The sequence below is a fragment of the Salinisphaera hydrothermalis C41B8 genome (assembly GCF_000732535.1).
Classification (GTDB): domain Bacteria; phylum Pseudomonadota; class Gammaproteobacteria; order Nevskiales; family Salinisphaeraceae; genus Salinisphaera; species Salinisphaera hydrothermalis.
Map to the genome: position 1 here is coordinate 22,022 of NZ_APNK01000014.1, position 19,961 is coordinate 41,982.

Sequence of the window (19,961 nt, forward strand, 5' to 3'; positions counted from 1 at the left end):
TAGTTGTCGCTGTTCCGAGTGCGGGCGTAATATTTGCCCGCAATAGACCCACGAAAAATGCTTTGTCGAAGGAGCATGGTATGGCTCAAGCGAGCGCCCACCCCGAGCATGTGGATGACGCCAACGACGTCGATCCCCAGGAATCTGCGGAATGGCGCGATGCGCTTGACGCGGTTATCGAATACGAAGGCCCCGAGCGCGCCCACTTTCTGCTGGAGATGCTCATCGAGCGCTCCCGTCGCTCCGGTGCCCAGATCCCCTATTCGCCGAACACGGCGTATGTGAACACCATCCCGCCGCATATGGAGGCCAAGTCGCCCGGCGACCCGGCCATCGAGTGGCGGATCCGGTCGTACATCCGCTGGAACGCTATGGCCATGGTGGTACAGGCCAACCGGCACCACGCCGGCGTAGGCGGCCACATCGCCAGCTTCGCCTCGGCAGCCACGCTGTATGAAGTCGGCTTCAACCACTTCTTCCATGCGCCCAGCGAAGAGCACGGCGGCGACCTGGTGTTCTTCCAGGGCCATTCGGCGCCGGGCTTCTATGCCCGCTCGTATCTGGAAGGCCGGCTGACCGAAGATCAGCTGTACAACTTCCGCGCCGAGTCCACCGGCAAGGGTCTGTCGAGCTACCCGCACGCCTGGCTCATGCCCGACTACTGGCAGTTCGCCACCGTTTCGATGGGTATCGGTCCCATCAATGCCATCTACCAGGCGCGCTTCATGCGCTACATGGAGAACCGCGGCATCGAGAAGACCGAGGGCCGTAACGTCTGGTGCTTCTGCGGCGACGGCGAGATGGACGAGCCCGAGTCCAAGGGCGCCATCGGCATGGCCGCTCGCGAGAACCTCGACAACCTGATCTTCGTGGTCAACTGCAACCTGCAGCGCCTCGATGGTCCGGTGCGCGGCGACTCCAAGATCGTCGACGAGCTGGAAGGTTTCTTCCGCGGCGCCGGCTGGAACGTCATCAAGGTCCTCTGGGGCGCTCTCTGGGACGGCCTGTTCGCTCAGGATCACGACGGCAAGCTCGTCCAGCTGATGAACGAGACGGTCGACGGCGAATACCAGGCCTACAAGGCCCGCGGCGGCAAGTACACGCGCGAGAAGTTCTTCGGCAAGTATCCCGAGCTGGAGAAAATGGTCGCCTCGATGTCCGACGAAGACATCGGTCGGCTCAACCGCGGCGGCCACGATCCGCACAAGGTCTATGCCGCCTACCACCAGGCGGTCAACCAGAAGAACGGCAAGCCGACGGTCATCCTGGCCAAGACGGTCAAGGGCTACGGCATGGGCGAGGCTGGCGAAGGCCAGAACATCACCCATCAGCAGAAGAAGATGGCCGAGGACGCGCTCAAGGAATTCCGCGATCGCTTCGAGATCCCGATCTCGGACGACAAGATCGCCGATGCGCCGTTCTACAAGCCCGATGACGACTCCGAGGAGATCAAGTATCTCCACGAGCGCCGCAAGGAACTCGGCGGCTACCTGCCGCAGCGTCGCACCGAAGGCGACAAGCTCAAGATTCCCGAGCTGAAAGCCTTCGACAAGCTGCTGCAGGGCTCCGGCGATCGTGAGATGGCCACCACCATGGTCTTCACGCGCATTCTGCAGATCCTCACGCGCGACAAGAACATCAAGGACCGCGTCGTCCCGATCATTCCGGACGAAGCGCGCACCTTCGGCATGGAAGGCATGTTCCGCTCGCTCGGTATCTACTCGCCGGTCGGCCAGCTGTTCACGCCGGAAGACTCCGACCAGCTCGCCTTCTACAAGGAAGCCAAGGACGGCCAGATCCTGGAAGAAGGCATCACCGAGGCGGGGGCGATCTCGTCCTGGATGGCGGCGGCCACGTCGTACTCGAATCACGGCAAGACGATGATCCCGTTCTATGCCTTCTATTCGATGTTCGGCTTCCAGCGCGTCGGCGACTTCTGCTGGGCCGCCGGCGACATGCGCGCCCGCGGCTTCATGATGGCCGGCACCGCCGGACGCACCACCATCAACGGCGAAGGCCTGCAGCATCAGGACGGCCATTCGCACGTCATGTTCGAGTGCGTACCCAACGCCAAATCGTACGACCCGACCTTCTCCTACGAGATGGCGGTGATCATCCACCGCGGTCTGGTGGAGATGTACGAAGAAGGCCGCGACGTCTACTACTACCTCACGATGATGAACGAGAACTACAGCCACCCGGCGATGCCGGAAGGCGTGGAAGACGACATCATCGCCGGCATGTACAAGTTCTCCGAGTCGGGCACCGACAAGAAGAACCAGGTCAACCTGCTGGGCTGCGGCACCATCCTCCGCGAAGTGATCGCCGCCGCCGAGATGCTGGAAGAGGAATACGACGTCGGGGCCACCGTGTGGAGCGCGCCGAGCTTCCCCGAGCTCAAGCGTGAAGGCGCCTCGGTCGAGCGCTGGAACATGCTGCACCCGGAACAGGATCCGAAGCAGAGCTTCGTCGCGCAGAAGTTCGCCGATGCCAAGGGTCCGGCGATCGCGGCCACCGACTATGTCCGCGCCCTGCCCGAGATGATCCGGCCTTATATGCCGGTCGCCTATCACACGCTGGGCACCGACGGCTTCGGCCGTTCGGATACCCGCGAGGCGCTGCGCGAATTCTTCGAGGTGGATCGTCGCTGGATCACGGTCTGTGCGCTCAAGGCACTGGCCGATGAAGGCAAGGTCGAACGCAAGGTCGTGGCGGATGCCATCAACAAATACGGCATCGACCCGGAAAAGCCCGAACCGCTGACCCATTGATCCGCGCGTATCGCAAAGGGTAGAACGAACCAACCGAGACAAGACGGTCGGATGTTTCACATGAAACATTCGGCCCGTCCAGCCAAGGAAACGCTTTATGGCGGCGCAGGAAATCAAGGTCCCGGATATCGGCGATTTCGACTCGGTCGAAGTGATCGAAGTGCTGGTCTCCGAGGGCGACACGGTTGAACAAGAACAACCACTGATCACGCTCGAGTCGGACAAGGCGACGCTGGAAGTGCCGTCGACGGCCGCCGGCAAGATCACCGAACTCAAGGTCAAGGAAGGCAGCACCGTTTCCGAGGGCGACGTCATCGCCCTGGTCGAGGCCGCCGAAGACGACGGCGACTCGGATGGCGACGAGCCGGAGTCCGACGACTCGGACGACGCCCAGGCCGAACAGAAGGCCGACGAATCGGACGAGCAGCCGTCTGATGACCAAGCCGAAGGCGACGCCTCCGGCGGCGGCGAGACCGTCGAGGTGAAGGTCCCCGACATCGGCGACTTCGACTCGGTGGAAGTCATCGAAGTGCTGGTGGCCGAAGGCGATACGGTCGAGAAGGAACAGCCGCTCATCACGCTGGAATCCGACAAGGCCACGCTGGAAGTCCCCTCTTCCGCTGCCGGCACCATCAGCGAGCTGAAGGTCAAGGAAGGCAGCACCGTCTCCGAAGGCGATGTGATCGCCCTGGTGCAATCCAGCGGCGGCGGCCAATCCTCGGGCGGCCAGAGCCAGAAGAAATCCGGCGGCGACCAGCAGTCTGCCAGCCAGTCGCAGGCCCCATCGGGCAGCGGCAAGGCCGCCAAGAAGGACGACGACAAAGACAGCGAAGAGCCGTCGAAGTCGCGTTCGGGCACTGCCTCCAAGGACGACAAGCCGCTCGACCGCAGCGCCCAGGCCGCGAGCGGCGGCGATCCGTCCAAGCTCAAATCGGTGGATGAAGAGCGCTTCGGCAAGGCCCATGCCTCCCCCAGCGTTCGCAAATACGCCCGTGAGCTCGGCGCCGATCTGGGCAAGGTCCAGGGCTCCGGCCACAAGGGCCGTATCACCTTCGAGGACGTCCAGTCCTATGTGAAAGGCGCGCTCGATCAGGTCCAGAGCGGCAAGGGCGCCGGAACGGCCGCGCCGGCCGGTGGTGGTGGCGGCGTGCCCGCGCAGCCGGATATCGACTTCAGCCAGTTCGGCGAAGTCGAGATCACCGAGCTGCCGCGTATCCGCAAGATCTCGGCCAAGGCCGTACACAAGAACTGGCTGCTCATCCCGCATGTCACCCAGTTCGATACCGCCGACATCACCGAGATGGAGCAATTCCGTCAGGCGAACAAGGAAAAAGCCAAGGCGGACGGCGTCAAGCTGACCCCGCTGGCCTTCCTGCTGAAAGCCGCGGCGGCCGCGCTCAAGCAGTTCCCCGATCTCAACAGTTCGCTCACGGCCGACGGCGAATCGCTGGTGCACAAGAAGTACGTGAACATCGCCGTGGCGGTGGACACCCCGGGCGGCCTGCTCATGCCGGTGATCAAGGATGTCGACAAGAAAGGCATCTACGAGATCGCACGCGACCTGGACGACGTCTCGTCCCGCGCCCGCGACGGCAAGATCAAGGGCGACGACATGAAGGGCGCCTGCTTCTCGATCTCCAGCCTCGGCGGTGTCGGCGGCACGGCGTTCACGCCGATCGTCAACTCGCCCGAGGTCGGCATCCTGGGTGTGTCCAAGCACAGCTGGCAGCCGGTCTGGAACGGGTCCGAGTTCGAACCCCGCCTGATCCTGCCGTTGTCGTTCTCCTACGATCACCGCGTGATCGACGGGGCCAAGGCGGCACGGATTACCGGGTTTATCAGCGAGAAGCTGTCGGATCTGAGAACGTTGTTGTTATAGGGCCGCGGCCGGTTCGTCGCAATCCGGCGTTGCGGCTCACTCGTGTAGCGTGGCTACACCGCGATCGCCGCGCCTTGGCTTGCAACGAACTGACTCGCGCCGGGTCGACCGGATTGTCGTACGAATTCCGGTCGGCCCGATTACCAGAACGCAAGGATCGGCACGTAGTCGGTCGAAGGTGCTAAACCATGGCGCAGGAAATCAAGGTCCCGGACATTGGTGATTTCGACGAGGTCGAGATCATCGAAGTGCTTGTCGCCGAAGGCGACACGGTCGAGAAGGAACAGCCGCTCATCACGCTGGAGTCTGACAAGGCCACGCTGGAAGTGCCGTCGACGGCCGCCGGCAAGATCACCAGCCTGAAAGTCTCCGAGGGCGACAAGGTCTCCGAAGGCGACGTGATCGCCACCGTCGAGGCCGAGGACGAATCCGGCGATGACGATGGCGACGAAGAGCCGGCCGGCGACACCGCCGAAGCCGACAAGCAGTCCGACGAGCCCCGCGGCGCCGACGAGCCTTCCGGAGAAGCCGACGACAGCGGCAGCGGAGAAACCGTCGAGGTGAAGGTGCCCGACATCGGCGACTTCGACTCGGTGGAAGTCATTGAAGTGCTGGTGGCCGAAGGCGATTCGGTCGAGAAGGAACAGGCGCTCATCACCCTGGAATCCGACAAGGCCACGCTGGAAGTGCCCTCCACGGCCGCCGGTACCATCAGCGAACTGAAGGTCAAGGAAGGCAGCACCGTCTCCGAAGGCGACCTGATCGCCCTGGTGGCCTCGAGCGGCGGCAGCAAGCAAACCCAGAGCGAATCCAAATCCGGTGGCAACAAGCCGGCCAGCGGCGACAGCGCCAAGGCCTCGTCCGGCAGCGGCTCGAAGTCCGAGCCCAAGGCCACCACGTCCGCCAGCGACGACCATAACTACGATTGCGATGTGCTCGTGCTGGGCTCCGGCCCGGGCGGCTACACCGCTGCCTTCCGCGCCGCGGACATGGGCCTGAACGTCACGCTGGTCGAGCGCCACAGCGTGCTCGGCGGTGTCTGCCTCAACGTCGGCTGTATCCCGTCCAAGGCCCTGCTCCACTCGGCCAAGGTCATCGAGGACGCCGCCAACATGGCCAGCCACGGCGTGACCTTCGGCAAGCCGGAGATCGATCTCGCCAAGCTGCTGGACTACAAGCAGTCGGTCATCGACCAGCTCACCGGCGGCCTGAAATCCATGGCCTCCAAGCGCAAGGTCAACGTCGTCAACGGCACCGGCACCTTCGCCGACGATCACACGCTCAAGATCGACGGCAACGACGACGTCAGCCAGCTCACCTTCAACAAGGCCATCATCGCGGTCGGCTCCGAGCCGGTCATGCTGCCCGGCTGGCCCGAAGACGAGCGCATCTGGACCTCCGAAGACGCCCTCTCGCCCGACGAAATCCCCGGCTCCCTGCTGGTCGTCGGCGGCGGCATCATCGGCTGCGAAATCGCCAACGTCTATGCCGCCCACGGCACCGAGGTCGACATCGTCGAGATGACCGACTCGCTCATCCCCGGCGCCGACAAGGACCTCATCAAGCCGCTCACCAAACGCATGAACAAGCGCTGCGGCAACATCTGGGTGTCCACCAAGGTCACGGGCCTGGAAGCCGGCGACAAGCTCACCGCCAGCTTCGAAGGCAAGGACGCGCCCGAGTCCAAGGACTACGACCGCGTGCTCGTCGCCGTCGGCCGCAAGCCCAACGGCAAGAAGATCGGCGCCGAAAACGCCGGCCTCGAAGTCAACGACCGCGGCTTCATCCCGGTCGACAAACAGTGCCGCACCAACGTCGATCATATCTTTGCCATCGGCGACGTCTCCGGCGAACCCCAGCTCGCCCACCGCGCGACGCACCAGGGCAAGGTTGCGGCGGAATGTTGCGCCGGCGAAAAATCCGCCTTCGACGCCAAGGTCATTCCGTCAGTGGTCTATACCGACCCGGAAGTTGCCTGGACGGGCGTCACCGAAACCCAGGCCAAGAAAGAAGGCATCGAATACACCAAGGGCGCCTTCCCCTGGGCCGCCAACGGGCGTGCCATCGGCCTGGACGCCACTGACGGCAACACCAAGCTCCTGTTCGGCAAGGACGGCCGCATCATCGGCGCGGGTGCCGTGGGTAGCGGTGCCGGCGACCTGATCGCCGAAACCTGCCTGGCGATCGAAATGGGCGCCGACGCCCACGACATCGGCCTCACGATCCATCCGCACCCGACGCTGGCGGAAACGGTCGGCATGGCCGCCGAGGCCGAGGCCGGGACGCTGACGGATCTGTATATTCCGAAGAAGAAAAAGTAGCGGCGTTACCGGTTGCTACGACTAAAGGCCGGCTTTTTGCCGGCCTTTTTATTGGTGCTTCGCGAATTATCGGGGCTATTGCGCCCTGCGGGTCCCGAGCGTTCAAGCAGGGGAGTAGATCGGAGTCAGCAGTGCATTGGGCTGGCAACGCCGAACAGGCGTTCGGGAAGTCCCACCCCGGGCGTTTTCGCCCACCTTTGGTTTCGCGCTGCAGCGCGAGTCACTTCTCTTGCTTGCTCAAGAGAAGTAACCAAGAGAAGAGCACCCGGCGCGGCGCCGGCTTCGCCGGTTCACAGCGAGGCATGGTGCCGGCGGGATGCGCCCAGAACTCGCATCGCTTTGGCGATGCTCAAACAGGCTGGCCGCACCGGCGCCGTGCGCCGGACACCCGCCGGCACCACGCCTCGCCGTCGCCGCACAACGGGACGGGAATACAGACGCAGCGCATTAGGGCTTGGCGTATTCCATGCACCGTGGCACCGCAGCCCATCTAGCCATCCAGCTGTGGCCATGGTCCGGTTTGCATCGTCCCCGCAATACGCGATGCATCTTTTATTTCGGCACTTGCCAAGGGCATGGTTCGAAGTCGGCCCGTTAATTTACTCATGCAGCTGATGGCTCTATGCTTTTTAGAACCGCATCGAGCTAATTGAACGCCATGGCTACGAACACCGACAAGGTACTGGAAGACGCGCTAAGCCTATCGGCGAATGAGCGCGCTGCGTTGGTAGAAGAGCTGATCGCCAGTCTCGATCAACCCGACCGGGACGTAGACTCCCTATGGGCTAAAGAAGCGGAGGCACGTATCGACGCCGTCGACCGAGGCGAAATGAAGTCGACTCCGGCGTCGCAGGTATTCGCTAAATACGATTAGCCTTGGATATCCGCTTTTACGAGGCCGCAGAAGCCGAGCTCGACGAAGCGATTGCATACTACGAGCATCAGCTTCCGGGTCTCGGCGTTCGCTATCGACTCGCTATCCAGGCAGCCCTGCAACGAATTGCACAGTTCCCCGAGGCTTACCCGCCACTCAGCCGACGAACGCGGCGCTGTCTCGTCAACGGTTTTCCGTACGGTGTGATCTATCGAATAGAGGAGCGTACGATCAGCATTGTGGCGATTGCTCACTTGCATCGGCGCCCGAACTACTGGACTAGTCGGAGTTAGCTGTCGATGCACCGTAAGATCTGCGCCGGCGATTGTTCTCAATCGACGATGGCAGCAACGGTCGGCATGGCCGCCGAGGCCGGGACGCTGATGGATCTGTATATTCCGAAGAAGAAAAAGTAGCGGCGCTGCTTTTCGCGTAAGACTAAAGGCCGGCTTTTTGCCGGCCTTTTTTGTGGGCGGCGTTATTTACAGCCGTGGCGGGATTGCCTAACGTCTGTATGAGGCAACGAGTGATCGTGCGCCGAGGGGGGAATCTTGACCGAGCTTGCCAACATTCATCCAGGTGACGTGTTGCTTGAGGAATTTCTCAAGCCGATGGGGATTGGTGTGTCTCTATTTGCTGACGAGATCGATTTGTCGCTGGATAGCGTCAATCAGCTTATTGCTGGTCGGAGAAGCGTGGCGCCGGCTGATGCTCACAACTTTGCGAATTACTTCGGGATCGCGGTTTCGTTTTAGGTAGGGCTTCAGCGTAACTTCGAGGAAGAGATTGATGCACAACGCAAGATCTGCCTCGAACCTGAATCAGCATTGGCGGCTCTGCGTCATCTGGAACTACGGCCAGATCGATGATGTGGAAATCGTCGATTTCCACTGAGGTATTGTCATGACGGAATTAGCGAACCTTCATCCCGGAGAAGTCCTGCTGGAAGAATTTCTGAAACCGATGAAGCTCAGCCAGACAAGCCTTGCCAATGAGATTGGCGCGCCGCCTCGTCGTATCAACGAGATAGTGCGGGGTAAGCGGGCTGTTAGTGCCGATACCGCGGTCAGGCTGGCGAGGTACTTCGGTACGAGTGAGAAGCTCTGGATGGGATTGCAGGCTAATTACGACTTGGAAGAAGTGCATCGGCATGACGCGGATGACTGTTAGCCGTGGTCTGTCTCCTATTATTCCCCGATGCGGCTTGAAGTGGATTACGGTTCGCCGTGGCCTGAGCTTTAATCTTTAAATACTCAAACTCGATATGACGATCGATAGAACGCAGGAATTTCTCCGTAGCTTGCTAAACGAACTCAGGCGCCTGCCTGCAGAAACTGAGTGGCTCGAATTTAAGCAAAAAAACAAAGACCCTGAAATAATCGGAGAATATTTGTCAGCCTTGGCCAACTCAGCTGCTCTGGTTGGAAAAGCTCACGGATATCTAGTTTGGGGCATTGAGGATAAAACCCACGAAATCGTGGGATCAAATTTTTTTCCAAAGAAAAAAAAGGTTGGTCAAGAAGAGCTTGAAAATTGGCTTTTGCGATTGCTTGCTCCTAAAGTTAATTTCCATTTTCACGAGTTCGAAGTAGAGGATAAAAACGTAGTTGTCCTTGAAATAGGAGCAGCTTTTAGACACCCAGTTCAATTCAAGAATATTGAATATATTAGAGTCGGTTCTTACAAGAAAAAGCTCAAAGATTTTCCTGAAAAAGAGCGAGAGTTATGGCGAATATTTGATCAGGTTCCATTCGAACGTGAAATCGCGGCAGAAAATGTTAGCGCTGAAGATGTAGTTAAGTTACTTGATTATCCTTCTTACTTTGATCTTATCGGGACACCCTTGCCGGAAGGTCGTGCCGGTATAATTGAAGCGTTCGAGTCCGAAGAAATGATATTGCCAAGCACAGACGGAAAGTGGAATATAACAAATCTAGGGGCAGTGCTTTTTGCTAAAAAACTTGCAGATTTTAGGTCGTTAAAGCGGAAAGCAATTCGAGTAATCCTCTATAAAGATGAGAGTAAAGTGCATACCGTTCGGGAGCAGGTGGGGAACAAAGGGTACGCATCTGGTTTTGAAGGCTTAATAGATTTTGTAAGTGGACTATTGCCGAGTAATGAAATTATCGGTCAGGCAATTCGGAAAGATGTCCCCATGTTTCCTGAGCTTGCTATCCGAGAATTAGTGGCGAATGCTTTAATACATCAAGACTTCCATGCCACCGGCACTGCTCCAATGATAGAAATATTTTCGAACAGGATGGAGATAACTAATCCCGGATTGCCTCTAGTCAAAACCGATCGGTTTCTTGATAGTCCACCGAAATCTCGGAATGAAGCGCTTGCTTCTTTTATGAGAAGAATAGGCGTATGTGAAGAGCGCGGAAGTGGCGTAGATAAAGTTGTGTTCGAAACTGAATTCTATCAATTGCCAGCTCCTCTCTTCGAAACTACACCAGAGCATACTTGTGCTGTACTCTTCAGCCATCGCGAGTTTCGTAATATGGATAAAGAAGATCGGGTTAGAGCTTGCTACTTGCACGCATGCTTGCGTTATGTTCAGCGCGACTCGATGACTAACGGTACCTTGCGTGAACGTTTTGGAATCGAGGAACGTAATAGTTCGATGGCATCGAGGATCATAAAAGACACGATGGTGGCTGGATTGATTCGCTGTTACGACGATACCGTTGGCAGTAAGGCGAGGAAGTATTTACCTTGGTGGGCATAGGTGAGCGTGGTTTTGCTTGACCGTTGCTTGACTGACGGCTGGTTCGACAGGCCAGTTTTCATGATAAACATTGTAAAACAATAACTTGTGGGTTTTATTTGGCTGACCGGAGGTTGCTTTCCTCAGTTGCAAGCCTTCCAAATCCGGAGAACAGTATTGAGCTGGTTCAGTGGTAATCCTCCCAAGAATTAACGCAGGTCAAGGAGCTTTTGGGGTCACGTCTTGCGTTTTGCCTAAAGCTGGGTAGATCCAACGCCCAACTGCAGCACGAAGACCCTTTCTTAGCGCCATTCGGGACAGGCCACGGTTTCGACTGCGCCGTAAATGATCGTCCTTCGTCCGGTTTAGTTCGCTGGGTAAGCGTTATAGATCGGGCTCGTTTTTTGCATTGGGTTGCTTAAAGTCTTTTGGCTAGGTGCGCTGCATCGGCGTAATAATGACGCCGCAACCAGCGCCATCCGCCGTTGCGAAAGGGATTACCCGCGAGGTGTTTGAACCGGACGAATTACGTGAGGCGCCCGCCACGGTGCGTCCGGACGTCGAGATGGTCAGTGCCACGCAGATGCAGCGCCGGTCCACCGCCGATATCGACGCTTGGGTATAGGTCTTCGGCTAGGGATTGTTGCTTGGAAGCTCGTGTGTGCCGGTCGCTGAGTGGCTCCATGCGCTGCTTTACCGCTTTTATCTCCGTTTCCGCATATGGCTGACGTCGGATCGCGGCTCGGTTCAAGCGCTACGATCCCGAGTCGCGCCGATCGCCTTAACCGAGTGGCGGTCGTCAGACCCGCGTTTCCGCTTTAGCGGCCAATCAGCCCGCCTGATCGTCTTCGAGCAAGTCGATCGCCATTCGGACGTAGTCCACCACGGACAGTATGCCGACCAGCGCGTCGTGGTCGACCACGGGCAGACTGGCCTGACGATGCTCGAGCAAAAGGCGCCCGGCGTCCGCCAGCGATGTATCGCCGGACAAGGTCTTGAAGTCTGCGTCGAGAACCTCGAAGACCGGGATTTCGGCCATTCGATCATCGAGTTGCTCGTAACCATGTGCGTCGGTAAGCCGCAGGGCTTCTCGCAGTATGATCTTCTGATTCACTAGGCCAACGAGGCGCCGATTTTCATCGAGCACCGGGACATTGCGAATCTGGTGTTCGCCCATCAGGCGACGGGCATCACAGAGCGTGTCGTGGCGGCCGAGCGTAATGACCTCTCGGGTCATGATGTCTGCCACACGGGCGTAGGTCGGGGCGCTCATGGGTGGCGGTCATCCTTTATCTATTGCGAAAAATTCGGGCAGCTCAACACAACCAGTAGTCTATGATTACCGGGTTTCGGCAAACGGGCGGAACACGGTGATCATTCAATAGTGGTCCGTATAGAAATCGATCACGGGTCGCGTGTTGGCGGTTCCGGGGTACGGGGTGCTGGCCACCATGCCTAGACAGTCACGATCTATCGGCCGAATCGGCGCGAGCGTGAGCCTTGCGCCGCCGGTTCCGGGTTTTTTTGGCCGCGACGACGGGGCAGCGTAATAATGACGGTATGACACCATCCGATTCTCGCCATCGTCCGTTGCCCAGCGGGATTACTCGCGAGGTGCTTGAACGGGACGAATTACGGCAGGCGCTGGCCACCGCGCATCCGGGCGTCGAGATGGTGAGTGATGCGCAGATGCAGCGTTCGATTCACACGATGCTGGCGCAGCGCCCGGCGAACGCCGATCTCGATGCGGGCGCCTGGGTGTTCGGCTATGGCTCGCTGCTTTGGAACCCATGCGTGCCGGTCGCCGAATGGCTGGATGTTTTGCTTTATGGCTTCCATCGCGATTTCCGCATCCGGCTGACGCACGGTCGCGGTTCGGCAGAAGCGCCGGGGTTGATGCTGGGCCTGGTGCCGGGCGGTTCCTGCCGGGGCATGGCGCTGCGGTTGCCGCCGGATGATGTGGAACACGAGCTGCTGATGATCTGGCGGCGCGAAATGCTCACCGGCGTCTATACGCCGCGTTGGGTCACGTTGTATGACCGCGCTGGCGCGTCGCTGCCGGCCATGACCTTCGTCGCCAATGCCGAACACGACAGTTTCTGCCGACGTCTGGAAGACGCGACGGTGATCGAGATGCTGGCCACCGGCCACGGCATGATCGGTTCGGCCGCGGAATATCTCAACAGCACCGTGGCCCATCTCGACGAGCAGGGCATTCACGACCGACGGTTGCGCACGTTGCGTGCCCGGGTGAATGCGGCGGTGGCCGAGCGTCGAGCCGCCGACTGAGGCGGGCCGTGTTCGGCGGCCCGGCGCTGCCGGCATACGGGCTCGCCGATCCGGGCTAAGTTAGTGCGCTGCGGTGCTGTTTACTGATCGCGAAGGATGGTTATGTCACGACCTGCCCGGTTTGTCGCCGCGCTGTCGGTTCTATGGATCTGTGGATTGTCCGGCTGTGCCCAAACCTCGGCGGGCGGCACAACCGTCGACACTTCGCCCGCCTCGCCCAGGGTGGCAACGTTGCCGTTGCACGAGGGCACTTTCGTTACCGAAGACTCATCCTGCGGCGATCCGCCGTTGGCGGCGTTGCTGGTATATAACGGCCAGGGTTTTGACGGCGCGCATTCGCATGCCTGCCGAGCGCACGTGGTGAAACGCCGCGGAAATCTCGTGACGCTTGCCAATAGTTGTATCGACGCCGGGGTCGGTGAGGCGCCACGTACGACCATGCCCCTGACGATCAAGCTGATCGATGCCGATCATTTCGCCGTGGATTCGAAGGCAGGCGACGTAACCTATCGACGTTGTCCGGCGGATCAGCTGCCGCCCAGCCTCCGGCAGCGTGCATCGGCCGAGAACTGACGCCCGGCCGTCATATATCCTGAGACGAAGCGCTGATCGAATACGCCGCGATCATTGAATACCCGCCGCGGATTCAATTCCGAGCCTGTAACCGAGGTGAACGTGGGTTCTCGGCGCGCTGCGGTCACGACCGCGAGGCGGATGGCTTCCTCTTTATCGCTGCATGGCCCGTAGCCTAGGGTCTGTTGAGGTTTCGTGCGGGTCCGCGCCAAGCGCTGTTTTGCGGCAAGACGAGGCGTAGCGAACGTGGCGTAGTTGTTCTACGCGAGAGAGCTATAGCGCTGGATTGCCGCAAAACAGCGCTTGTCCCTTCGGGTTGGGCCGCCCATAAAAAATTAACTAGGGGCGCCCGGCGGCGTTGCGAGTCTGGGTCGTGGCACGCCACGACGCGGCGACTCACGCCTTGCCGGTCACGATTTGCGGACGCCAACGCGGCGCTCGCACGAAACCTCAACAGACCCTAAGGCGTTCGGCTTCGCTGTTGTTCCCGTAACTGTTGCTGCTGTAGCCGTTGTTGCTCGCCGCGCTGCTGGAGTTGCAATTGCGAGCGCTGTAGCTGTTGCTGGTTCTGCAGCGTGTTTTGGCGCGCTTGCTGTTCAAGGCTCGGCGGGCCCGAGAACGAATGCTGTTGCAGCTGCAGCTGTTGGCGTTCGTGGGCTTGCTGGCGTTCCAGGCTTTGGGATTGCATCTGCTGGCGGCGGTTCAGTTGCTGTTGTTGCCGCGTCTGCTGTTGTGTAAGTACTTGATGGGGTGCCGTGTCGCGCTGAGGCGGCGTGGTATCACCCGATAAGCCTGCCGCTGATGCAACCGATGCAATGGCGGGGAAGATAAGACCGATTGCGGCTATCGCCAGTCCGTGACGACGTTTCCGATAAAGCTTCATTGCATCCACCTCTCGACGGTTCCAGTCATCGCTCGCTGGCATTGTTTTTCGGAATAAGTATTTCTACTTAAATTTGGAGCCGGACTCTTCAAGCACAATAGGGCCTGGCTCGGGGGCAAACAGACAAGCACGAAGTCATGTGCATGGGTACGGAGTCGACGATCCTGCTGATGCGCCGTATGACGTGTCGGCGTCTTACGGATTCAAGCGGTTGAGACACGTACTGTCGTCGCTTATGGGAGGAGAAAAGAGCCACAAGCTCGAACCTCGAATGCTCCGTTGGCCTTGGCATCTTGTCTGTAGTTCGCATGAAGATAGAACAGTCAAACATCAAGGCTCGACCTCACCTCGCGCTGCTCCTGGATAACCTGACAACGGGCGGGGTTCAGCGCGTCATACTTTCGCTGGCCGAAAAGCTTGCGAATATGGGGTATCGCATCGACCTACTGGTGTGCGACACCCCGGTCGCGACCGACATGGCGGTTCCGGCCAATATCGCGGTTATTGAGCTTACGAAATCCCGCAAGATCGCCCGCATGGGCCAGATTGCATGTGGCCAAGGATGGCAGACTTCACGTTATACGTTGCTGCCCGTTCCGGCGTTGCGTCGCGCGTTGCGGTTTCTGGGCTCGCTTGAGCGATATCTGCGGCAGGCCCGGCCGGCGGCGTTGCTTTCACCCAAACCCGCTCTGAATGTGCTGGCGATTCTGGCGCGCGAGCGCGCCGATTGGTCGGGCCGGGTGGTCGTCTCGGAGCACACCCAGTTTACCGGCGGTCAGGCCTGGGAAGCATTGGCGACGGTCGCGGCCGCGACGTATCGACGTGCCGACGCCGTTACCGCTGTATCCGAAGGGGTCGCGTCGAATCTCGCCGCGACGATCGGGCTCAGCCCCGATCGCATCACCACGATTTACAATCCCGTGGATATTGCGTCTATTCGGGCCTCGAGCGGCGCCGAGATCGATCGGCCCTGGCCGACGGATGCGCACGCATGCGAGATGATTCTGGGCGTCGGCGAGCTGACCGAGAGAAAAGACTTCGCCACGCTGGTCCGGGCATTTGCCCGAGTACGCGCGCAACGCCCCTGTCGCCTCGTTCTTCTGGGCGATGGGCCCGAGCGTGACCGGCTCACGGAATTGAGTCGCGATTTGCGGATCGAATCCGACGTCTATATGCCGGGCGCGCAAAAGAATGTGTATGCCTGGATGGCATGCGCCAACGTTCTGGTGTCGTCGTCGCGGCGTGAAGGCTTCGGCATGGTTCTCGCCGAGGCACTCGCGGTAGGCTGCCCGGTCGTGAGCACGGCGTGTCCGAGCGGGCCGGCGGAAGTGCTGCGCGACGGGCGCGATGGCCGGCTTGTTCCGGTGGGCGACGATCACGCGCTCGCCGCTGCTATCGTGGCTACGCTGGAGCGGCCGCCGGATCCGGCAGATCTTCGAAAACGGGCCGCCGATTTTTCCATGGACACGGCAGCTCGCGCTTATCTCAATCTCTTGTTGCCGAGTTACGACGAACTCCCACGACCAGACACGGGCGAACGTTTGGCTCGATCAACGCTCACTTTTCCCGATCAAGGATGCCCGCGGCACGCAGACCATGTCGACCCTTCGCCTACTGAATAAGCTGATCAAACCCTTCCGCTATGAAATTTCACGCATCGACGAGTTCGAGAAAGCTATACGGAAGACGCTGAGAAAACAGGAACAGTTCTACTTCGTGCAGGTCGGCGCCAACGACGGCGTTCATTTCGATAATCTGTTCGCGCTGGTATCCAACGACAAATGCCGCGGGCTCGTGGTCGAGCCTCTTGAATATTATTTCGAGAAACTGGAACGGCATTACGCCGGTTTTCCCAACATTCAGCCGATTCGTTGCGCCATACATGAATCGGAGTCCACGGCGGTGGTCTACCATATCGACCCGGATAGCCTGGACTCGTTCCCGCCCTGGTTCGCGGGGCTAGGTTCGTTCGACCGCGAGCACTTGATTCGAGCCGGCGTTGCGCCGGAACAGATCGCTGCCGAGCAGGTCGATTGCATGCCGCTGACGCGGCTGATCGAGGACTATCGGCTGCCCCGTGTGGATCTGCTGCAGATCGATACCGAGGGTTACGACGCCGAAATCGTAAAATCCATCGACTTCCAGCAATATCCGCCCCGGATCATCAAATACGAACAGACCCATCTGTCGCCGGCGGACGTACAAGACACGCGACGTCTTCTGCGCGACAACGGCTATCGCGTCCTAACACAAGGCAACGATTGCGTCGCGCTGAGACTTGAGTGACCGCGCCAGGCCGGCCGCGATGCGCTGGGATGGATCGAGAGGCCGTGCTGTTCAACGATCGACCGCGAACGCAAACGCGGCGTCGCACTGCAGGGTCAGAGGATCGAGCAATGGCAAGGGACTGGTTTCGGCATTCGTTGCCGCGGGCAACTCGGTGCAGGCGAGTACCGCTGCGTCACAGTTGGCATGACGCGACAGAAGATGCTGGAAGTAAGCCTCGGCGTCATTGGGCGTGTGGCCTGCCGAGATGGCCGACTGGATGTGCTGAATGCGGGCGCGCTCCTCGGCTGCGGGTATATCGACCGTCAGGCCTGCCGCCTCGAGGCGCCCAGCGTAGTAGCCGTTTTCCATCGTGAACTGTGTCCCGAGCAGCAGGACACGATCGTAACCGCGGTCGATGGCGACACGCGCTGTTTCGTCGACGATATGGATGATCGGAACATCGGTTGGCCAGCGGTCCGCCAACTCGTCGATCGCTCGATGCAGCGTATTACAGCAGACCACCACGCAGTCGGGGCGCATCGCGAACAGTTCGGCGAGTTCCGGTTCGAACAGCCGGAGCACGCCGGGCCAATCGGTCCCGTAGCAATCGATGAAAGGCGCGTAGTCGATGCTTTTGAGCAGCAACCGAGCGGAATGCCGCGGGCCGAATTCGCGCTGCGCGAGCTGGTTGAGATACCGGTAATACTCGAGGGTCGACGGCCAGGCCGTGCCGCCCGGAAGACCGATGGTTTTCATGAGGATAATCGGGTTTTCACGGGTTGCGGCTCGGCAGCCGGCGTCGAACGAGCGATGGTGGCTCGCCAGCCCTTAACCGTACAACAACGCACGCAAACCGAGCATGAGACGAAAAAAAGGCCGCATTAACTGCGGCCTCTATCGTTTCAAAAACATACGGCCGAATCGCCGTCAGGCGTAGGTATTGATCTGCGTACCGATCGATCCGGTGGTGGCCAGTGCCGGCTGCGTTTCCAGCGACGACATGAGCTGGCTCATCTGCGAGGCCTGACTGTTAAGCGATTTGCGCAGCAGGTTGGCCTGCACATCCTGGTTCTGGTTGTGTTGTTGCAACGCCATGGCGGTGCTGACGGTCGAGTTCACACTTCCTGCGTCCATGCGAGATTCTCCAAGTCCGGAAAATAAGAACCGGATTCGCTATATCGGCCGGCGGTCGGCGGACTTTAGGCACCGGTTGATGCGTTTACCGTGAGCGTTCTCCCCGCCGCGTCGTCGAGTCGACCCCGCGGCCGGGGCGCCCCGCGTTATCCTGACTACCCACGCCTCGCAATACGAGGCCTATCAATTTTCGTAAAGGAGCGCCCAATGCGCTGGAACATCCCCGCTGACAGGATGCCCATGGCGGCGAGTGGTGACGCCGCCGCCGGTGGTGTCCGTGATGTGCCTTTGATCGAACGCGAGCGGTTGTTCGGCAACCCGAGCCGTATTCAGGGGCGGCTGAGCCCGGACGGCCGCTGGTTGTCGTGGATCGCGCCGTCCAACGATGTGCTGAACCTCTGGGTTGCGCCGGCCGACCGTCCCGATGAAGCCCGCGCGTTGACGGACGAGCGCGTTCGTCCGATCCGCAGCTATTTCTGGTCGCCGGACAGCCGTCAGCTGTTGTTCGTGAACGATCAGGGCGGCGACGAGAACTTCCGCCTGTTCGGCGTGGACGTGGAAAGCGCCACCCAGCGCACGCTCACGCCACAGGAAGGCGTGCGGGTCCAGATGTTCGGCGTCAGCCGGCACGTGCGCGACCATATCGTCGTCGGCATCAACGATCGCGATCCGCGCTGGCACGATGTCTATCGTCTGGATCTGGACAGCGGCGCGCTGACGCTGGCGATGCAGAACGACGGGTACGGCGGTTTTCTGGTGGATGAGAGCCTCGAGATCCGGCTGGCGCAGCGCCCGCGCGAGGACGGCGGCGAGGATTTCTTCCGCGTGCAGGACGGCATGGTGGAAGACGAGCCGTTCGCCCGCATCAGCTTCGAGGACAGCGCCAACACCGGCCCGGCCGGTTTCACTCGCGACGGCAACACGCTGTACTGGATCGACAGTCGCGGCCGCGATACCGCCGCCCTCGTGGCCCAGAATCTCGACACCGGCGAAATGCACGAGATCGCCGCGTCGCCGAAGGCCGACGTGACTGGCGTGATGGCCGATCCGGACACCCACGAAATCCAGGCCTGGGCGGTGGATTATCTGCGCACCGAATGGCACGTGATCGACCCGGCCATCGGCGACGATCTGGCGTTTCTGGACGGCGAGCTCGAAGGCGACGTACACGTCACCTCGCGCACCGACGACGATCGGCGCTGGGTGGTGGTCAACGACCCGGTCACGGCGCCGCCGATCACGCATCTCTACGATCGCGATCGCCGCACGCTCACGACGTTGTTCGTTAGCCGTCCGGAGCTGGTCGGCGCGCCGCTGGCCGGCATGACGCCGCTGGAAATCACCGCGCGCGACGGGCTCACGCTCACCGCGTATCTCACCTTGCCGCATGGCAGCGGCGCCGACGGCTTTACCACGCCGGATCGGCCGCTGCCGATGGTGCTGCTGGTCCACGGCGGCCCCTGGGCACGCGACGACTACGGCAGCAACCCATACCACCAGTGGCTGGCCAATCGCGGCTATGCCGTGTTGTCGGTCAACTATCGCGGCTCGACCGGTTTCGGCAAATCCTTCACCGCCGCCGGCGACGGCGAGTGGGGCGCGGCCATGCACGACGACCTGATCGACGCCGTCAACTGGGCGGTCGAGCAGCGCGTGGCCGATGCCAAGCGTGTGGCGATCATGGGCGGCTCCTACGGCGGCTATGCCGCGCTGGCCGGGCTGACGCTCACGCCGGAGACCTTTGCCTGCGGTGTGGATATCGTCGGCCCGTCGAACCTCAAAACGCTGCTGGACAGTATCCCGCCCTATTGGGAAGCCGGCCGCCGCCAGATGTACCGCCGCATGGCCGATCCCGAGACCGAGGCCGGTCAGGCCTGGCTCAGCGAGCGCTCGCCGCTGACCTATGCCGATCGCATCGTGCGGCCGTTGCTGATCGGTCAGGGCGCCAACGACCCGCGGGTGAAACAGGCCGAGAGCGACCAGATCGTGAATGCGATGGCCGAGAAATCGATCCCGGTCACCTACGTGCTGTTCCCCGACGAAGGCCACGGCTTCGCCCGCCCAGCCAACAATATCGCCTTCAATGCGATTATCGAGGCGTTCCTGGCGGAGTATCTCGGCGGCCGCGCCGAGCCGATCGACGACGCGCTCAAGCCGTCGACGGCCACCGTGCCCCACGGCGCCGACTACGCGCCCGGGCTGGCCGCGGCCTTGCAGACCGCTATCGTCTGAGCGGTGTCTGCGGGTGGTGCGGCGCCC

General features: G+C 60.6%; 17 protein-coding genes. 13 read left to right on the top strand and 4 right to left on the bottom strand.

The window, feature by feature from the left end; translation table 11 throughout:
- Positions 1 to 80: 80 nt before the first annotated feature.
- From aceE to C41B8_RS20120, 8 genes are all read left to right on the top strand, one after another.
- The gene (gene aceE / locus C41B8_RS10520; protein WP_198025152.1) at positions 81 to 2,771 is read left to right on the top strand and encodes a pyruvate dehydrogenase (acetyl-transferring), homodimeric type; all 2,691 of its coding nucleotides are present in this window, start codon (positions 81 to 83) and stop codon (positions 2,769 to 2,771) included.
- A 97-nt stretch (positions 2,772 to 2,868) separates the two neighbouring features.
- Complete coding sequence (gene aceF / locus C41B8_RS10525; RefSeq protein WP_037337638.1) at positions 2,869 to 4,650, top strand: dihydrolipoyllysine-residue acetyltransferase; 1,782 nt, start codon at positions 2,869 to 2,871, stop codon at positions 4,648 to 4,650.
- 188 nt (positions 4,651 to 4,838) lie between these two features.
- A complete protein-coding gene (gene lpdA / locus C41B8_RS10530) occupies positions 4,839 to 6,971 on the top strand; it encodes a dihydrolipoyl dehydrogenase (RefSeq protein ID WP_084188818.1) in 2,133 nt (710 codons plus the stop codon).
- A 658-nt stretch (positions 6,972 to 7,629) separates the two neighbouring features.
- Positions 7,630 to 7,845 (top strand): addiction module protein, encoded by a 216-nt coding sequence (locus C41B8_RS10535; RefSeq protein ID WP_037337641.1) that lies wholly within the window; start codon positions 7,630 to 7,632, stop codon positions 7,843 to 7,845.
- A 2-nt stretch (positions 7,846 to 7,847) separates the two neighbouring features.
- The gene (locus C41B8_RS21140; protein ID WP_084188820.1) at positions 7,848 to 8,138 is read left to right on the top strand and encodes a type II toxin-antitoxin system RelE/ParE family toxin; all 291 of its coding nucleotides are present in this window, start codon (positions 7,848 to 7,850) and stop codon (positions 8,136 to 8,138) included.
- A gap of 258 nt (positions 8,139 to 8,396) precedes the next feature.
- Positions 8,397 to 8,600, top strand: coding sequence for a helix-turn-helix transcriptional regulator (locus C41B8_RS10545; protein ID WP_051883382.1), 204 nt, complete (start codon positions 8,397 to 8,399; stop codon positions 8,598 to 8,600).
- Positions 8,601 to 8,748: 148 nt separating this feature from the next.
- Complete coding sequence (locus C41B8_RS10550; protein ID WP_037337649.1) at positions 8,749 to 9,015, top strand: HigA family addiction module antitoxin; 267 nt, start codon at positions 8,749 to 8,751, stop codon at positions 9,013 to 9,015.
- A gap of 94 nt (positions 9,016 to 9,109) precedes the next feature.
- A complete protein-coding gene (locus C41B8_RS20120; protein WP_084188822.1) occupies positions 9,110 to 10,576 on the top strand; it encodes an RNA-binding domain-containing protein in 1,467 nt (488 codons plus the stop codon).
- Between the two features lie 808 nt (positions 10,577 to 11,384).
- On the opposite strand, the gene C41B8_RS10560 is transcribed toward C41B8_RS20120, so the two are convergent.
- Positions 11,385 to 11,828 (bottom strand): CBS domain-containing protein, encoded by a 444-nt coding sequence (locus C41B8_RS10560; RefSeq protein WP_037337652.1) that lies wholly within the window; start codon positions 11,826 to 11,828, stop codon positions 11,385 to 11,387.
- Positions 11,829 to 12,115: 287 nt separating this feature from the next.
- On the opposite strand from C41B8_RS10560, the gene C41B8_RS10565 reads away from it, so the two are divergent.
- Both C41B8_RS10565 and C41B8_RS10570 read left to right on the top strand, forming a co-directional pair.
- Positions 12,116 to 12,844, top strand: coding sequence for a gamma-glutamylcyclotransferase (locus C41B8_RS10565; protein ID WP_084188824.1), 729 nt, complete (start codon positions 12,116 to 12,118; stop codon positions 12,842 to 12,844).
- Positions 12,845 to 12,946: 102 nt separating this feature from the next.
- Positions 12,947 to 13,417: a hypothetical protein gene (locus tag C41B8_RS10570; protein WP_156962503.1), complete on the top strand. Its 471-nt coding sequence runs from the start codon at positions 12,947 to 12,949 to the stop codon at positions 13,415 to 13,417.
- A 460-nt stretch (positions 13,418 to 13,877) separates the two neighbouring features.
- Here the strand turns inward: C41B8_RS10570 and C41B8_RS20475 are convergent, their stop codons facing one another.
- Complete coding sequence (locus tag C41B8_RS20475; protein WP_156962504.1) at positions 13,878 to 14,300, bottom strand: hypothetical protein; 423 nt, start codon at positions 14,298 to 14,300, stop codon at positions 13,878 to 13,880.
- 308 nt (positions 14,301 to 14,608) lie between these two features.
- On the opposite strand from C41B8_RS20475, the gene C41B8_RS10575 reads away from it, so the two are divergent.
- Together C41B8_RS10575 and C41B8_RS20125 are read left to right on the top strand one after the other, a co-directional pair.
- Positions 14,609 to 15,922 (top strand): glycosyltransferase, encoded by a 1,314-nt coding sequence (locus tag C41B8_RS10575; protein WP_051883384.1) that lies wholly within the window; start codon positions 14,609 to 14,611, stop codon positions 15,920 to 15,922.
- On the top strand, positions 15,897 to 16,586 hold the full coding sequence (locus C41B8_RS20125; RefSeq protein ID WP_037337784.1) for an FkbM family methyltransferase: 690 nt from the start codon (positions 15,897 to 15,899) through the stop codon (positions 16,584 to 16,586). Before C41B8_RS10575 ends, C41B8_RS20125 begins: the two co-directional genes overlap by 26 nt.
- Positions 16,587 to 16,637: 51 nt before the next feature.
- Here the strand turns inward: C41B8_RS20125 and C41B8_RS10585 are convergent, their stop codons facing one another.
- The gene (locus tag C41B8_RS10585; protein ID WP_037337661.1) at positions 16,638 to 17,324 is read right to left on the bottom strand and encodes an aspartate/glutamate racemase family protein; all 687 of its coding nucleotides are present in this window, start codon (positions 17,322 to 17,324) and stop codon (positions 16,638 to 16,640) included.
- Between the two features lie 171 nt (positions 17,325 to 17,495).
- Entirely contained in the window at positions 17,496 to 17,702 is a 207-nt protein-coding gene (locus C41B8_RS10590; protein WP_037337664.1) for a putative motility protein, read from the bottom strand.
- Between the two features lie 207 nt (positions 17,703 to 17,909).
- On the opposite strand from C41B8_RS10590, the gene C41B8_RS10595 reads away from it, so the two are divergent.
- Positions 17,910 to 19,934, top strand: coding sequence for a S9 family peptidase (locus tag C41B8_RS10595; protein WP_037337667.1), 2,025 nt, complete (start codon positions 17,910 to 17,912; stop codon positions 19,932 to 19,934).
- The last annotated feature ends 27 nt before the right edge of the window (positions 19,935 to 19,961 follow it).

Excerpts from the sequence above, each read along its gene's own strand:
- aceE (WP_198025152.1), top strand. The coding sequence starts at position 81 with ATGGCTCAAGCGAGCGCCCACCCCGAGCATGTGGATGACGCCAACGAC.
- aceF (WP_037337638.1), top strand. The coding sequence starts at position 2,869 with ATGGCGGCGCAGGAAATCAAGGTCCCGGATATCGGCGATTTCGACTCG.
- lpdA (WP_084188818.1), top strand. The coding sequence starts at position 4,839 with ATGGCGCAGGAAATCAAGGTCCCGGACATTGGTGATTTCGACGAGGTC.
- C41B8_RS10535 (WP_037337641.1), top strand. The coding sequence starts at position 7,630 with ATGGCTACGAACACCGACAAGGTACTGGAAGACGCGCTAAGCCTATCG.
- C41B8_RS10550 (WP_037337649.1), top strand. The coding sequence starts at position 8,749 with ATGACGGAATTAGCGAACCTTCATCCCGGAGAAGTCCTGCTGGAAGAA.
- C41B8_RS20120 (WP_084188822.1), top strand. The coding sequence starts at position 9,110 with ATGACGATCGATAGAACGCAGGAATTTCTCCGTAGCTTGCTAAACGAA.
- C41B8_RS10560 (WP_037337652.1), bottom strand. The coding sequence starts at position 11,828 with ATGAGCGCCCCGACCTACGCCCGTGTGGCAGACATCATGACCCGAGAG.
- C41B8_RS10565 (WP_084188824.1), top strand. The coding sequence starts at position 12,116 with ATGACACCATCCGATTCTCGCCATCGTCCGTTGCCCAGCGGGATTACT.
- C41B8_RS10570 (WP_156962503.1), top strand. The coding sequence starts at position 12,947 with ATGTCACGACCTGCCCGGTTTGTCGCCGCGCTGTCGGTTCTATGGATC.
- C41B8_RS20475 (WP_156962504.1), bottom strand. The coding sequence starts at position 14,300 with ATGAAGCTTTATCGGAAACGTCGTCACGGACTGGCGATAGCCGCAATC.
- C41B8_RS10575 (WP_051883384.1), top strand. The coding sequence starts at position 14,609 with ATGAAGATAGAACAGTCAAACATCAAGGCTCGACCTCACCTCGCGCTG.
- C41B8_RS20125 (WP_037337784.1), top strand. The coding sequence starts at position 15,897 with ATGTCGACCCTTCGCCTACTGAATAAGCTGATCAAACCCTTCCGCTAT.
- C41B8_RS10585 (WP_037337661.1), bottom strand. The coding sequence starts at position 17,324 with ATGAAAACCATCGGTCTTCCGGGCGGCACGGCCTGGCCGTCGACCCTC.
- C41B8_RS10590 (WP_037337664.1), bottom strand. The coding sequence starts at position 17,702 with ATGGACGCAGGAAGTGTGAACTCGACCGTCAGCACCGCCATGGCGTTG.
- C41B8_RS10595 (WP_037337667.1), top strand. The coding sequence starts at position 17,910 with ATGCGCTGGAACATCCCCGCTGACAGGATGCCCATGGCGGCGAGTGGT.